This window comes from Aeromonas popoffii, from assembly GCF_000820025.1.
GTDB lineage: Bacteria > Pseudomonadota > Gammaproteobacteria > Enterobacterales > Aeromonadaceae > Aeromonas > Aeromonas popoffii.
Map to the genome: position 1 here is coordinate 179,588 of NZ_CDBI01000014.1, position 13,850 is coordinate 193,437.

A 13,850-nucleotide genomic window follows, 5' to 3' on the forward strand; every position below is an offset into this window, starting at 1 on the left:
TCAGACCGCTAGGCCGGCCCGGACGACTCAGGCGTGGCATAGCTGGCAGGTACGGCCTCCCCCGCCAGATCCGTTCTCGGCTCCAGCTCAGGCGTCATGGGCGTATTGGGCGGCACCGGCATGAACACCTGATGATCGGCCAGGGGAATGGGGGCCCGCTGCCGCTTGCGCCAACCCAGATACGCTGTCAGCAGGGTGCCGCACAGGGCGAAATAGACAAACAAGCCCTGCGGCCCAAACTGCAGCATGACGAAAGGCGCCAGCAGCGGCCCTATCATGGCCCCCAGACTGTAGGCGAGCAGCAGCCCCTGATTGGCCCCCAGCACCTGATCCGGACGCAGCTCATCGCAGGCGTGACTCAGGCTCAGGGGATAGATGGAAAACGCCATCCCTCCCAGCAAGAACACCAGGGTACCGGTGACAGGTTCGCGCCAATCCTCCGGCAGCAGCACCATCAGCAGGGCGAGCAGAGTCAGCACGGCGCCGAGCAGCAGGATCACCAGCCGCCTGTCATAGCGATCGGACATACGGCCTATGGGGTACTGCAGGCACATGCCCCCCAGGATAACCAGTGCCATCATCTCCGCCACCCGCGAAAGCGAGGCACCGCTGTCGGTAAAGTAAAGTGGCAGCAGGCCGTAAATGGCGCCGAGGATCAGGCCTGAGAGGAAGCTGCTGCCCATGCCAGCCGGAGTGAGCCGTACCAGATCGATCACCCCGACCGGTTGGGACGCGACCATGGCGGGCGTCGCCACCCGGGAGAGCGCCAGCGGCACCACAGACAAGGTGGCTGCCATGGCGCACAGGGCAAACGGGGTCAGCACCATGGGGTCCACCCACTTGAGCAGCAACTGGCCCATGGCCAAGGATCCGTAGAGCAGGATCATGTAGAGCGACATCAGCCGCCCCCGGTTGAGCGGGGTGCTTGAAACCAGCATCCAGGACTCCAGCACCACGAACAGGCCACCGGTGGCAAAGCCCCCCACCAGCCGCAGTGCGGCCCAGCTGACGGGGTCCACCACCATGCCGTGCAACAGAAACAGAAAACAGAGCAGGGAGGCGTAGGCCGCATAAGCCCGGATATGGCCGACCCGTATGATAAGGCGAGCGTTGACGAAGGCCCCCAGTACCAGGCCACTGAAATAGGCAGCCGACACCAGACCGATGGCCTGCACCGACACCTGCTCGGCCGAGAGGCGCACCGTCAGCAGGGTATTGAACATGCCGTGGCCCAGAATGAATATCACCAGACTGGCCAAGGGTGAGAACAACCTTGTGAGCGTCATGGGGTCTTCCTGTCGGGCTAAACAACCATGGTACCGTTTGCTTCCCCCCCACTTCAACCCAACCGGCCCTGCCACGACCACACTATGCTTGATGAGACCCACCATTGAGGTAACCAAGATGAAACCTGTCCTGTTATTGATTGGCCTGCTCTTTGCCGGCAGTGCCCTCGCGTTTCACTGCCCCGCAGACATGAAGAAGATCGATGATGCCCTCGCCGCAGGCCCCGCCCTCAGCGCCGAGCAACTGGCCGAGGTGAAGCAGCTCAGGGCCGAAGGAGAAACCCTGCATAACGCGGGCAAACATCAGGCATCCGTCGATGCCCTGGCCAAAGCCCTGGCCATCCTGGGCATAGACCAGGGCTAAGGTCACAAGCCCCCCTCGCGACTGTCTGCGTCGCAGCGCACCCAAACGAGGTACCCGGGAAATAACAAAGGCCCTCGCCGTGAACGACGAGGGCCTTGTCATGTCGGGAAGCCGGCTCCGATCAGGCCGACACCCGGCCGCTGTAGACCAGGGTGCTGTAGTTGAAGGAGACTCTGCCACCCACCGCATGGCGGCCAAATTCGCGTCGGATGAGCGCCGTCATCTGCTCATGGGCCGGGGTGCCGACGGCGGGGGCATAGGAGGAGGAGTTAAGCCGCCCCAGCACACCATCGAGATCGAACAGCTGGTGGTTCTCGAAGCGATCGAGCCGATACTCACCCTCGAAGAAGGCACGAAAATCGTGCTCGCGGAGGTTGCGATGATTGACCTCTTCGTAATCCCCCGAATAGGCGTGCAACCCCTCCTCATAGGCCTTGAGAAAGGGGGTGTCGGTCAGCCTGTCATTCCAGATGAGGGCGACCCGGCCATCTGGTCTGAGCAGGCGCTGGCACTCCTGCCGAAAGGCCGCGCGATCGAACCAGTGAAACGCCTGGGCGACAGTGACCAGATCCACCGAGCCCGCCGGCAGCCCGGTGGCCTCCGCACTGCCGTGCGACCAGCCGATATTGCCCACATCCGCCAGTAGTCGTCTGGCGGCGGCGCGCATCTCGTCATTGGGCTCCACCGCCCAGACCCGCGCCACCCGGGGTGCAAGCAGGGTGGTCAGGATGCCGGTGCCCGCCCCTATGTCGGCCACATGGGCCTCGGGCCCCATGGCAAGCTGCTGGGCCAGAAAGTCCAGCATGGCCGCCGGATAACCGGGGCGGTACTTCACATAAGCCTCGACCCTGGTCGAAAATCGCTGGGTACTGTCCATCGCGCACACCTCTCTTGTCAGTGACGGGCGCCATTTGCCCGCATCCCGTTGCCCTGGCTGTCGTTCAACACGCCAAAGCGGGTAGTCCGGATCACTATGCCACTACACTTGACGACATCATGCAACTCCCAGATTGGCAACATACGGGTCCACTCGCCAGCCAGTGCGGTGACCACGGACCCGCCACGGGTGAGATGAAGAGAGCGCCACCTTGGCGGCGCAGGGTGCAGGGGCCACCAGATGATGACGCCGTACACCGCGCCCCGGCCGATTACCCCGCCGGCAAGCGAGGGGATGTGCTGACGGTCTAGTTCAGGGTGATGGGGATCCCCTGCCTCGGGCTCAATGGCAGCCCCGGGGTCAGGCACAGCAGGGCCTTCTCGTTCCAGGTTGCCACCCAGAGCCAGGCCAAGACAGATCACTCTATTGGCACGCCATCATTGAGAGCGGCGGTCAGGGGTGCGAGTGTGGCTGGTGTCAGGACAAGTGGGGCATCTCCTGCCAGATGCCCTGACCGAGGCGATCGCCGAACCCGAGGCCATGATGCAGATGGGCAAGATTGATATCGCAGCTATCGAGGCGGCGCGTCGCGGCTGAAAGCCGTTTGAGGGCGCCACAAACGACAAGGCCACCCGCTGGGGTGGCCTTGTGTTTATTGGCTGTCAGCCCGTCAGGGACCGTGATTACTTGGCGTACTCCTCGGTGGGGATGCAGGCGCAGAACAGGTTGCGATCGCCGTAGACGTCGTCGATACGGTTCACCGACGGCCACAGCTTGCTGGCCCGCACGGCGTCGGTCGGGAAGACCGCCTCGGCGCGGCTGTAACCCCGGTTCCACTCGCTGTCCATCACGTCATCCTGGGTATGGGGCGCGTTGACCAGCGGGTTGTCGGCCAGGCTCCAGTGACCATCCTGCACCTTGGCAATCTCGGCACGGATGGCGGTCATCGCCTCGATGAAGCGATCCAGCTCGCGCTTGGATTCGGATTCCGTCGGCTCGACCATCAGGGTGCCCGCCACCGGGAAGCTCATGGTCGGCGCATGGAAGCCATAGTCCATCAGCCGCTTGGCCACGTCCATCTCGCTGATGCCACAGGCCTCTTTGAGCGGGCGGATATCCAGGATGCACTCATGGGCCACGCGGTTGTTGCGACCGGAGTAGAGCACGGGGAAGGATTCACCCAGCTTCTTGGCCAGGTAGTTGGCGTTGAGGATGGCCACCTGAGTGGATTTCTTCAGCCCTGCATCCCCCAGCATGGCGATATACATCCAGCTGATGGGCAATATGCTGGCCGAGCCGAACGGCGCCGCCGACACGGCGCCGTTGTTACGGCTCTCCTTGTTGGTCTTGACCACAGAGTGACCGGCCACAAACGGTGCCAAGTGTTTCTTCACGCCGATGGGGCCCATGCCCGGGCCACCGCCGCCATGGGGAATGGCGAAGGTCTTGTGCAGGTTGAGGTGAGATACGTCCGCCCCGATAAAGCCCGGGGCAGTGAGGCCCACCTGGGCATTCATGTTGGCGCCGTCGAGATAGACCTGACCACCGTGCTGGTGAACGATGTCGCACACCTCCTTGATGGTCTCCTCATACACCCCGTGGGTGGAGGGATAGGTCACCATCAGGCAGGAGAGCTGATCCCCCGCCTCAGCGGCCTTGGCGCGCAGGTCATCGAGATCCACGTTGCCGAACTTGTCGCAGGCCGTGACGATGACCCGCAGCCCCGCCATCTGGGCGGAGGCCGGGTTGGTGCCGTGGGCAGAGGCCGGAATGAGGCAGATGTCGCGATGACCATCGCCACGGGACTCGTGGTACTTCTTGATGGCGAGCAAGCCCGCGTACTCACCCTGAGCACCTGAGTTCGGCTGCATGCAGACCGCATCGTAACCGGTCACCTTCACCAGCCAGTCTTCGAGGTCGGCCAGCAGCAGCTGGTAGCCCTTGGCCTGGGCCAGCGGCGCAAACGGGTGCAGCTTGCCAAACTCGGGCCATGTCACCGGGATCATCTCGGCGGTGGCGTTGAGCTTCATGGTGCAGGAACCCAGCGAAATCATGGCGTAGTTGAGGGCCAGATCTTTGGCTTCGAGACGGTGGATGTAGCGCAGCATCTCGGTCTCGGAGTGGTACTTGTTGAACACCTCGTGGGTCAGCACGGCATCGGTGCGCAGCAGATCCTGCGGGATGCCGTGATGGGTCTGGGCCGCCTTGTCGAGCACCTCCACGTCCAGGCCGTGGCCTTGACCGAGGAAGAGATCAAACAGCTCGGCCACATCGGCGCGGGTGGTGGTTTCAGAGAGCGACACCCCCACGGCGCCATCGAGATCGGCACGCAGGTTGATGCCCAGCCCTTCGGCTTTGGCAATGAGCGCGGCTTTATCTGCTGTCAGCACTGTGAGGGTGTCGAACCAGCTGGCGTGCCTGAGGGCCACGCCCTTGGCTTTGAGACCCAGCGCCAGAATGGTGGTGAGACGGTGAACGCGGGAGGCGATGGTTTTCAGCCCCACCGGGCCGTGATAAACGGCGTAGAAACTCGCCATGTTGGCCAACAGCACCTGTGCGGTACAGATGTTGGAGTTGGCCTTCTCGCGGCGGATATGCTGTTCGCGGGTCTGCATCGCCATGCGCAGGGCACTCTTGCCACGGGCGTCCCTGGAGACACCGATGATGCGACCCGGCATGGAGCGCTTGTAGGCATCGCGGGTGGCGAAGAAGGCGGCGTGGGGGCCACCGTAACCCATGGGCACGCCGAAACGCTGGGCGGTGCCCAACACCACGTCGGCACCCAGCTCGCCCGGGGATTTGAGCAGCAGCAGGGAGAGCAGATCGGCGCTGACGCAGGCCAGCCCTTTCTGGGCCTGTACCGCGGCAATCAGGGCCCGCAGATCTTTCACCTCACCGGTAGTGGTGGGGTACTGGAACAGGGCACCAAACACCTCTTCGTTCACAGCATCGCTCGCGGCGCCGACCGCCACGTCAAAACCGAAGTGAACCGCGCGCTCCTTGACCACGTCGATCACCTGCGGGTGCACATCGTCAGCCACGAAGAAGAGGTTGGATTTGGACTTGGCCATGCGCTTGGCCAGCGCCATGGCTTCGGCGGCAGCGGTGGCTTCATCCAGCAGGGAAGCGCTGGCGAGATCCATGCCGGTAAGATCCAGCGTCAGCTGCTGGAAGTTGAGCAGGGCTTCGAGACGCCCCTGGGCCAGCTCGGGCTGGTACGGGGTGTAGGCGGTATACCAGCCCGGGTTCTCCAGCACGTTGCGCAGGATGACGTGGGGCACATGGGTGTCGTGATAGCCCATGCCGATGTAGCTCTTGGCAATCTTGTTCTGAGCGGCGTAGCCCTTGAGCTTGGCCAGCGCCTCCACTTCCGTCATGGAGGCGCCGATACCGAGCGGGCCCGGCCGGCGAATGGCGGCGGGGACCGTCTGTTCAATCAGATCGTCCAGGCTCTCTGCGCCAACGATGGCCAACAGGGCGCGCACTTCTTCCTCACCCGAGCCTATGTGGCGACGGATGAAATTGGTTTTTTGCTCGAGTTCAAACAGTGACTGGGTCATTTCCCTATTCCTGGTTTTAAGTCCTGATAACCAAGACCTGATGTTCCTGATAGCCGGCAGATACCAGCTCCACTCATGTTCTGGGTCCCGCAGGCAGAGTGCGGCACCAGCATTGACAGGGGATCGCCTTGTTGCGTACCGGCCTGCTTGCCCCGTGGCAAGGCCAGGTTGACAAACGGCAGGCGCGGGCGACGTCACCCTTCTACCAGAGGGCGCGTGCCCGGCTGGCGGTCATACAAACGGGCCCTGCTGTGTGGCAGGGCCCGGGGGCATTACTCTTCGTCCACCACGTTCTGGTAGCCTTCCGCATCCAGCAGGTTGGCGAGCTCGCCCGCATCGTCCAGCTTGATGCGGAACAGCCAGCCAGCGCCGTAGGGGTCTGAGTTGACCAGCTCCGGGCTGCCTTCCAGCTCTTCGTTGATGGCAACTATCTCACCGCTCACCGGGCTGTAGATGTCAGAGGCGGCCTTGACCGACTCGGCCACGGCGCAGTCATCACCGGCGCCAATTTGCTTGCCCACTTCCGGCAGGTCGATAAACACCATGTCTCCCAGCAGATCCTGGGCGTGCTCGGTGATACCGACCACGGCCTCGCCGTTGGCTTCAACACGGATCCACTCGTGGGAGGTGGCATATTTCAGTTCGCTCGGGATATGGCTCATTTGTGCTTCCTTCTTATTCACTTGGATCACTTGTACCTGGACCGCGTACAAGGGGTACTGGCGAAGGGCTGCCCCTTCGCCGCAATGGGGTTGTTACACCAGCTTCTGGCCGTTGCGCACGAAAGCGGGCTTGGTGACCTTCACAGTGACCAGCTTCTTGCGGATCTCTACCTGGGCCTCTTCACCGATATCGCGGGGCACCCGAGCCAGGGCGATGCTGTAGCCCAGGGTCGGCGAGAACGAGCCTGAGGTGATCACACCTTCCCGCTTCTCACCGCTGGCGGTGGTGAAGGTGACCGGCATGCCGGCACGCAGCACCCCCTTCTCTTCCATCACCAGACCAACCTGCTTGGGCTGGGTGCCCGCCGCCTTCTGTGCTTCCAGCACGGCGCGACCAATAAATTGGCGGGAGGCCGGCTCGAAGGCCAGAGTCCAGGCCATGTTGGCGGCGAGTGGGCTGATACTCTCATCCATGTCCTGGCTGTAGAGGTTCATGCCGGCTTCGAGGCGCAGGGTATCCCGCGCGCCCAGCCCGCAAGGGGCCACGCCGTTGTCCAGCAGCGCCTGCCACAGGTCGCACGCCCGGGATCCCGGCACCACGATTTCGTAACCGTCTTCGCCTGTGTAGCCCGTGGTGGCGATGAAGAGATCCCCTGCCTGCACGCCGAAGAAGGGTTTCATCCCTTCCACTGCCGCGTTCTGCTCAGGGGTAAACACCTTGGCCGCCTTGGCCTTGGCGTTGGGGCCCTGCACCGCGATCATGGCGAGTTCGGGACGTTCGGTCACGCTCACGGCAAAATCGATGGCGTGGTGACGGATCCAGGCCAGATCCTTCTCACGGGTAGCCGAGTTCACCACCAGGCGATAGAAGGTATCGGTCAGATAGTAGGTAATGAGGTCATCGATGACGCCGCCATCGGGGTTGAGCATGCCACTGTAGAGGGCCTTACCCGGGACTGTGAGTTTGGCCACGTCATTGGCCAGCAGGTGTTGCAGGAAGGCTTTGACCCGCTCGCCAGTCAAGTCGACTATGGTCATGTGGGAGACGTCGAACATGCCGGCATCGGTGCGCACCGCGTGGTGCTCTTCCAGCTGGGAGCCGTAGTTGATGGGCATTTCCCAACCGTGGAAGTCCACCATTTTGGCGCCGGCTTCCAGGTGCTTGGGATGCAATACTGTAGTCTGGATCATCGCTGTGTTTCCTTAAGCGTTCGCGACAACACTCGCAATCCGCCCTCCCCTGACAGCCAACAGAACATGCCATCGTCTGTGCAACAGAAAAAGAGAAGAGACGGTCGGAGTCTGTGCTCGTTCCAGCCCCGCAGGGCAAGAGTGATTCCTTGAACGCAGCGGATTATATGACAAGCGGGCGAGCGGGCCGCTCAAAAAAAACTAATCCACTGCCAGTAAACAGACCCCAGACACTAAGGTAAAAACAGTGATAAAAACAGTAAAAAAGCGACTCACACGAGATTAAATTTTGATTTTTACCGTTTCGTCACAATTTACAGAAAAACGTTTCGCCCGCCACCCAGATTAAAGGCTGATGCCCAAAATAGGTCATCAGCCTCGTCAGATTAGTTTTGTTGTAAAAAAACCTGAGTAGTATTAGATTTTTTCACCCTTGGCCAGGATGGGCAGTTCGCCATCTAGCCCCATGGCAGCCCGGATCACCCCTTGTTTGAGCGGCGCCAGTGCGTCGAAAGCACACAATCCCACCCCGCGCACCAGCTTCTTGAGGGGGTTGGCCCCGCTGAACAGCCGCTTGAGCCCTTCCATCGCCGCCAGCATGCGGGCCGCCTCGCTCTTGCGCCAGCGCTCGTAGCTGCGCAGGTTGGCCAGCAGGCCTATATCCCCACCGACACGATGAGTGTGCACAATCTGCTCCGCCAGCGCTGCCGCATCCAGCAGGCCCAGGTTGACCCCCTGCCCCGCCAGCGGATGTATGGTGTGAGCCGCATCCCCCACCAGCACCAACCGCTCGCGAGCGAAATCGCGGGCATAGCGGGCGGTGAGCGGGATGGCACTGCGCGCCCCTTCCACCTTGCACAACCCCAGCCGGCCATCGAAGGCGGTGGTGAGCTGGCGATTGAACTGTTCATCATCGCAGGCACACAGCGCCTCGGCCCGCGTGGCGGGCACAGACCAGACGATGGAGCAGAGATCGGGTTGCCACAGGGGCAGGAAGGCGAGTGGACCATCGGGGGTGAAGATCTGGCGGGCCACCGCCTCGTGGGGCTCGGCACAGCGCACCGTCACCACCAGGGCGTGATGACCGTAATCCCAGCTGGTGAGCGGAATATCCGCCTGCCGGCGCACCCAGGAGTGGGCGCCATCGGCGGCCACCACCAACTTGGCCGACAGGGCGCGGCCATCGTCCAGCAGCAGGAGCGAACCCGCCTCACCACTTTGCAGGCTGGCGGCTCGGGCTGGGCTCAGCAGACTGATGTTGCTCGCCCCCCCGTTACTGTCATCGAGAATCGCCTCCAGCAACGCCAGCTGAATGACCCGATTCTCGACGATGTGACCGAGCGCCGCCTGGCGCAGACCGGCGGCATCAAAGCCAATCTGGCCGAAGCTGTCTTGCTCCCACACCTGCATCTTCTCGTAGGGCTGCAGGCGGCGCGACTCGATCCCGGCCCAGGCGCCAACCTGCTGCAAGATGCGCTGACTGGCCAGACTCAAGGCACTGACCCGGTTGTCCGGCGCGTCACCAAGCGCAGGATCGGGCAACTGCCCCTCCACGATGGCGATCTTGAGGCCACTCTGCTTGAGTGCGGCGGCGAGCCCAAGGCCCACCATGCCACCTCCCACAATCACCACATCCACGTTTTGCATCTGCATCATCTGTTCCTTTCGTGGCTGACCGTCGGGTCAGCAGGGGACGCCCGTTGGCATCAGCCCTTTCAATTCGCGTTTGACCGCTGCAGGGCGACGCACCTCATTTACTACGGCACACGTCAGCCACAAACCCCAGGGTACGGGAGGCCAGCGGCGCCTTGAGGCAAGCCAGCCGCCCCATCAGGGAGAGCGCCAGGTTGCGGCCCACCACCAACGGAGCGTGGCCATTGGAGAAGAGCTGGGCCAGCGAGGAGGTGAGCCAGATGGTGCGGGCCTGATCCTCCTTGCGCCGCTGCCAGTAACCGTTGAGCACAGCAAAGCTGCCGATGTCCTCCCCCACCGCGAGCGCGCCAGCAACCGCCTGGGCAAGCAGGTCAAGATCGCGCATGCCGAGGTTGAAGCCTTGCCCTGCGATGGGGTGCAGCAGGTGAGCGGCATTGCCCACCAGCACGGTGCGCTGAGCCAACGGATAGTCGGTGGCCGTCTGCACCAGCGGATAGACGTGACGCTGGCCGCATCGCTCGAAACGGCCGAGCCGCCAGCCAAACGCCTGCTGCAACCGGGCAAGAAAGGCGGTGTCATCCAGTCCCATCAGGTCATCCGTCTGATCCCGCCCGACGCTCCACACCAGGGAGGAGAGCCCATCCTGCATCGGTAGCAAAGCCAGCGGCCCCCCTTGGGTGAAGCGTTCGAACGCCCGCCCGGCGGGATCCTCGGCGGTCTTGACCGTGGCGATGATGGCACTTTGCTCAAAGTCGTGACGAGTGACCGGCAACTTGAAGTGCTGACGCACGAAGGAGTGACCGCCATCCGCCGCCACCAGCAGCCGGGTCTGGTAACGCTCGCCACTGGCCAACACCAGGGTCACGCCCTCCTCAAGCGGTTCAATGGTCGAGAGTTGGGCCGGGCACCGCATATGGATGTGAGGACAGGTCGCCATTCCCTGTTGCAGTGTGATGCCGGCCGCTGACAGCTCGATCACCTGGCCGAGCGCAGGCAGACCATATTCCGCCGCCGACAACCTGGCCTGGCCACAATGGCCCCGATCCGAGACATGGATCTGGGTGATGGGGGTGCAGTGGGGGGCGAAGCGAGGCCAGAGGCCGTGACGGGCCAGCGCATCACAGGTGCCCGCAGAGAGCGCGATGGCGCGGGCATCGAAGCCGGGATGGGCATTGAGCTCGGGAGCGCTCGCCTCCAGCAGCAGGATCTGCAGGGGCTCGCCGTCGGCACCTCGCAACGCGGCAAGAGAGAGCGCCAGCACGGCGCCACTCATTCCACCGCCGACGATAGCCACGTCGACATGAACCAGATCAGATTGAGACATGAGATGAGAGGAAGAAGCTGGAAACGTGGCCCCATGCTATCACAAAGCGGGGGGCCGGGATGCGAAGCCACGGGCAAAAAACGGCGTCACGACCATGATCTGGTTGAAAAAATGCTGAACGGGTTCCCCCATCAGGCCGGATAAAATCAGAGCGCCACCAGGGCGCTCTGCGTTGTTTTATGCTGTTTCTGTCGCAAGGGCCATCAGTGCAAGGTCGGCGGCGCGATCGGGGTATCGGGACGCTTGCCAAACTCCTCGAAGGTCATCATGACCCCCAGCCGTACATGCTCGTAGAGCACCAGGAAGGAGGCTTCGTTTTCGTCATCTTCCTGATCGAACTCGGCAGAGACCTGGGTGATGCTGGCGATGTCCTGGATCATCTCCTGCAACTCTTCGGACGCCCTGGAAAGCTCCTGCTGCACCACGCCAAACCCGGCCAGAAATGCCTGTGACCAGTCCACCAGCGAGTCGATGCGCTCATCGAGCGGCGCCTCATCGCTTGGCAGCAGCAGCTCGACGCCCTTCTGGGCCATCAGGCTCTCGACTATCTCGTGATAGAGATCTGTCATCACCTGGCGCACCGGGGCCGGCAAGCCGAAACCGTCGTTAACCAGATCGTTGAAGGGCGGCAGCCAGCTCTTGTCATCCAGTGCCACGCCACCGCAGACGAGACCGCAGATCACGCCATGGGCCTCCACCGCCGTTGCCATCAGCTCATGCTGTTCCATCAGGTCGGCCACGGCCGTGTATTTCAGGGGGTTCGTTTTGCTCATCGAAGATCCGCTCAAAGTTCAGGCAAATATGCAAAATTAATGGTCAGGATCCTAGCATTCTCCCCCTTCCAGAGCCAGCAAGGCCTTGAAACTTCTGCATCTGCGCTATATAGTCCCGCCCAGTTGTCCACGTGGATAAAGGCGGAAATCAGCACCGCCGTATTGAGGAAGGCATGAGCACAGAGGCCGTAGAAATCGTCATTTTGGGACGTCCCTACAAGGTATCCTGTCCCTTGGGACAGCAGGATGCCCTGCGCCAGGCCGCCGACCAGCTGACTGACAAACTCATCGAGCTGCGTCAACGCTCAAAGGTCTCCAGCAATGAACAGCTGGCGGTGATGGCCGCGCTCAATTTTTGCCATGAGCTCTGCCTTGAAAAAGAGAAGAATCACCAATACTCTGAGACCATGGACAAGCGGATCAAGATGCTGCAACGCACCATAGAAGCGGCCTTGATCGAGCACGGACAGTATGGCGAATCCAGCGGCGAGGGCCTGCAGCCCTAATCGCGTACCGTTTTAAAATTCCCTGGGATGTTTGTCAGCCGGTTCAAGTCCCCGAGCCGATAATCATACCCACTAGGGGATCGGCCTTCTGGCTATTGCGCATGCTCGGCACGACCGAGAAGCCTGCGGTCAGATTCGATTCCCGCCTTGAACCTACGGTTCAAGGGCCCAAACCGGCAACGGCATCTCCGGGGTACCAACAGCAAAAAGCCCGTCATCCAGATGACGGGCTTTTTCTTTGCCTGCCGTTTACCAAGGCCCAGCGCGCAGCGCATTCTTGTCTGCTCAGATTCCCCCCGGTCGATGCCCGCGCGGCACCGGCTATCGAGCCAATAAAAAGCCCGCCGACGAGGGCAGGCTTGTCATTGTGACAGAAGGCGATCAGACGGCCATCTGCTCGTGAGGCGAGCCGTGGTGGCGCAGCCAGGCAAAGCTCAGGGCCACCAGCAGAACCATGAGCGTCATGATAACCCCCAGGGTCACCTGCCCTTCCATCGGGAAGCAGGCAGCCAGCAGGGTGACTATCCCCGCCCCCAGGTTCTGCATGCCACCCAGGATCGCGCCGGCTGTTCCCGCCTGTCCCGGGAAGGGCTCGATGGCGCAGGAGGTGGCGGTCGGATAGAGGATGCCGCTACCGATGAAGTAGACGGCCGCACCGCCCACCAAAGAAGCCGCACTTACCACGCCAAACAAGCCCGGCAGCAGAATGATCAGCGACCCCAGCGCCAGGAATACGATGCCCAGGCGCATCAGCTTGCCCTGACTCAGGCGAAAGCTCAGCTTGGCGGAGAGCCAGGCGCCGAACAGGTAGCCGGGCAGCGGCAACACGAACAGAACGCTCACGGTGCGGGCACTCAGCTTGAGCACATCGCCGAGCAGCACGCCGGCCGCCGCTTCAAACACTGCCAGACCGGCAAAGGTCGCCATCAGGCAGAGCAGATTACCCTGAAAGCGCGGATTGCCCAGTACGTGGCGGTAGGCGGCGCCGACTCGCAGCGGCTGTTGCCGGGCAGCCTGCGGCAGGGTTTCACCAAACCAGGCCAGCAGTGCCAGGGTGGTCACGGCACCAAAGCCGAACAGGAACCAGTAACCGGCGCGCCAGTTGAACAGCTCGGTCAACCAGCCACCCAGTACGGGCGCCAGCAACGGGGAGAAGATCACCCCCATGCTCACCAGGCTGTTGGCCCGGTTCAATTCGGCGCCGCTGTAGCGATCGCGCATCACGGTACGGCTCATGGCCCCGCCGGCACCCGTCCCCATCCCCTGGATCAGGCTGCCCACCAGCAGCGCGGTGAAGCTCGGGATCAGCTGAATGGTCAGAGTCCCCACCAGAAATACCATCATGCCGATAAGCAACACCGGACGACGGCCGATGCGATCTGACAGCGGGCCATAGACAAACTGGGAGAGCCCGTAGGGAATGAGGTAACAGGCCATCACCGCCTGCAACTGGCCGGAGGCCACGTTGAAGTCCCCCGCCATCATAGGAATAGAGGGCACATACAGGGTCTGGGTCATCTGGCCCACCGCAACCATCAGGATGGTCAGAAAAAACAGAGGGTAAAAACTGTGCCGATACATATCTCAGTCCCGAAAATCATCAAAAAGCTGCCGCATCCCTGACAGAAACCTGCAGAGGGGATCCAAAAAAAGA

At 62.2% G+C, this 13,850-nt stretch carries 13 protein-coding genes, 1 other RNA gene and 1 pseudogene; 5 read left to right on the forward strand and 10 right to left on the reverse strand.

All coding sequences use genetic code 11. The features are described from left to right. Positions 1-8 precede the first annotated feature (8 nt). On the reverse strand, positions 9-1,286 hold the full coding sequence (locus tag BN1129_RS03130; protein WP_042034431.1) for an MFS transporter: 1,278 nt from the start codon (positions 1,284-1,286) through the stop codon (positions 9-11). Positions 1,287-1,404: 118 nt separating this feature from the next. Between BN1129_RS03130 and BN1129_RS03135 the strand changes: the two genes are divergently transcribed. Then, positions 1,405-1,650 (forward strand): helix-turn-helix domain-containing protein, encoded by a 246-nt coding sequence (locus BN1129_RS03135; protein ID WP_042034433.1) that lies wholly within the window; start codon positions 1,405-1,407, stop codon positions 1,648-1,650. 121 nt (positions 1,651-1,771) lie between these two features. Here the strand turns inward: BN1129_RS03135 and BN1129_RS03140 are convergent, their stop codons facing one another. Beyond that, on the reverse strand, positions 1,772-2,527 hold the full coding sequence (locus BN1129_RS03140; protein ID WP_042034434.1) for a class I SAM-dependent methyltransferase: 756 nt from the start codon (positions 2,525-2,527) through the stop codon (positions 1,772-1,774). A 17-nt stretch (positions 2,528-2,544) separates the two neighbouring features. Next, positions 2,545-2,670, reverse strand: coding sequence for a hypothetical protein (locus tag BN1129_RS24340; protein ID WP_280136029.1), 126 nt, complete (start codon positions 2,668-2,670; stop codon positions 2,545-2,547). A 177-nt stretch (positions 2,671-2,847) separates the two neighbouring features. On the opposite strand from BN1129_RS24340, the pseudogene BN1129_RS24345 reads away from it, so the two are divergent. Together BN1129_RS24345 and BN1129_RS24350 are read left to right on the forward strand one after the other, a co-directional pair. Next, positions 2,848-2,895 (forward strand): annotated as a pseudogene (locus BN1129_RS24345) (hypothetical protein); the annotation flags it as partial. A gap of 71 nt (positions 2,896-2,966) precedes the next feature. Further along, positions 2,967-3,041, forward strand: coding sequence for a VOC family protein (locus BN1129_RS24350; RefSeq protein ID WP_280136030.1), 75 nt, complete (start codon positions 2,967-2,969; stop codon positions 3,039-3,041). A gap of 169 nt (positions 3,042-3,210) precedes the next feature. On the opposite strand, the gene gcvP is transcribed toward BN1129_RS24350, so the two are convergent. From gcvP to BN1129_RS03175, 6 genes are all read right to left on the reverse strand, one after another. Further along, a complete protein-coding gene (gcvP, locus tag BN1129_RS03150; protein WP_042034435.1) occupies positions 3,211-6,087 on the reverse strand; it encodes an aminomethyl-transferring glycine dehydrogenase in 2,877 nt (958 codons plus the stop codon). Between the two features lie 272 nt (positions 6,088-6,359). Next, positions 6,360-6,749, reverse strand: a complete 390-nt coding sequence (gene gcvH / locus BN1129_RS03155; RefSeq protein ID WP_042034436.1) for a glycine cleavage system protein GcvH — start codon at positions 6,747-6,749, stop codon at positions 6,360-6,362. 93 nt (positions 6,750-6,842) lie between these two features. Further along, the gene (gene gcvT, locus BN1129_RS03160) at positions 6,843-7,940 is read right to left on the reverse strand and encodes a glycine cleavage system aminomethyltransferase GcvT (RefSeq protein WP_042034438.1); all 1,098 of its coding nucleotides are present in this window, start codon (positions 7,938-7,940) and stop codon (positions 6,843-6,845) included. Positions 7,941-8,357: 417 nt separating this feature from the next. Beyond that, positions 8,358-9,593 carry an FAD-dependent 2-octaprenylphenol hydroxylase gene (locus BN1129_RS03165; RefSeq protein WP_042034439.1) on the reverse strand — a complete coding sequence of 412 codons (1,236 nt, stop codon included), beginning with the start codon at positions 9,591-9,593 and terminating at the stop codon, positions 8,358-8,360. A 97-nt stretch (positions 9,594-9,690) separates the two neighbouring features. After that, positions 9,691-10,917, reverse strand: a complete 1,227-nt coding sequence (gene ubiH, locus BN1129_RS03170) for a 2-octaprenyl-6-methoxyphenyl hydroxylase (protein ID WP_042034441.1) — start codon at positions 10,915-10,917, stop codon at positions 9,691-9,693. A gap of 203 nt (positions 10,918-11,120) precedes the next feature. Beyond that, positions 11,121-11,690 (reverse strand): UPF0149 family protein, encoded by a 570-nt coding sequence (locus BN1129_RS03175; RefSeq protein ID WP_042034443.1) that lies wholly within the window; start codon positions 11,688-11,690, stop codon positions 11,121-11,123. A 173-nt stretch (positions 11,691-11,863) separates the two neighbouring features. Here BN1129_RS03175 and zapA point away from each other — a divergent pair, with 173 nt between their 5' ends. Together zapA and ssrS are read left to right on the forward strand one after the other, a co-directional pair. Next, positions 11,864-12,196, forward strand: a complete 333-nt coding sequence (zapA, locus tag BN1129_RS03180) for a cell division protein ZapA (RefSeq protein WP_042034444.1) — start codon at positions 11,864-11,866, stop codon at positions 12,194-12,196. A gap of 16 nt (positions 12,197-12,212) precedes the next feature. Beyond that, positions 12,213-12,395, forward strand: a non-coding RNA gene (ssrS, locus tag BN1129_RS22110) — 6S RNA. A 182-nt stretch (positions 12,396-12,577) separates the two neighbouring features. Here the strand turns inward: ssrS and emrD are convergent. Next, positions 12,578-13,777, reverse strand: a complete 1,200-nt coding sequence (gene emrD / locus BN1129_RS03185) for a multidrug efflux MFS transporter EmrD (RefSeq protein WP_042034445.1) — start codon at positions 13,775-13,777, stop codon at positions 12,578-12,580. Positions 13,778-13,850 lie beyond the last annotated feature (73 nt).

Coding starts and splice junctions, on each gene's coding strand:
- BN1129_RS03130 (WP_042034431.1), bottom strand. CDS start 1,286: ATGACGCTCACAAGGTTGTTCTCACCCTTGGCCAGTCTGGTGATATTC.
- BN1129_RS03135 (WP_042034433.1), top strand. CDS start 1,405: ATGAAACCTGTCCTGTTATTGATTGGCCTGCTCTTTGCCGGCAGTGCC.
- BN1129_RS03140 (WP_042034434.1), bottom strand. CDS start 2,527: ATGGACAGTACCCAGCGATTTTCGACCAGGGTCGAGGCTTATGTGAAG.
- BN1129_RS24340 (WP_280136029.1), bottom strand. CDS start 2,670: ATGTTGCCAATCTGGGAGTTGCATGATGTCGTCAAGTGTAGTGGCATA.
- gcvP (WP_042034435.1), bottom strand. CDS start 6,087: ATGACCCAGTCACTGTTTGAACTCGAGCAAAAAACCAATTTCATCCGT.
- gcvH (WP_042034436.1), bottom strand. CDS start 6,749: ATGAGCCATATCCCGAGCGAACTGAAATATGCCACCTCCCACGAGTGG.
- gcvT (WP_042034438.1), bottom strand. CDS start 7,940: ATGATCCAGACTACAGTATTGCATCCCAAGCACCTGGAAGCCGGCGCC.
- BN1129_RS03165 (WP_042034439.1), bottom strand. CDS start 9,593: ATGCAGATGCAAAACGTGGATGTGGTGATTGTGGGAGGTGGCATGGTG.
- ubiH (WP_042034441.1), bottom strand. CDS start 10,917: ATGTCTCAATCTGATCTGGTTCATGTCGACGTGGCTATCGTCGGCGGT.
- BN1129_RS03175 (WP_042034443.1), bottom strand. CDS start 11,690: ATGAGCAAAACGAACCCCCTGAAATACACGGCCGTGGCCGACCTGATG.
- zapA (WP_042034444.1), top strand. CDS start 11,864: ATGAGCACAGAGGCCGTAGAAATCGTCATTTTGGGACGTCCCTACAAG.
- emrD (WP_042034445.1), bottom strand. CDS start 13,777: ATGTATCGGCACAGTTTTTACCCTCTGTTTTTTCTGACCATCCTGATG.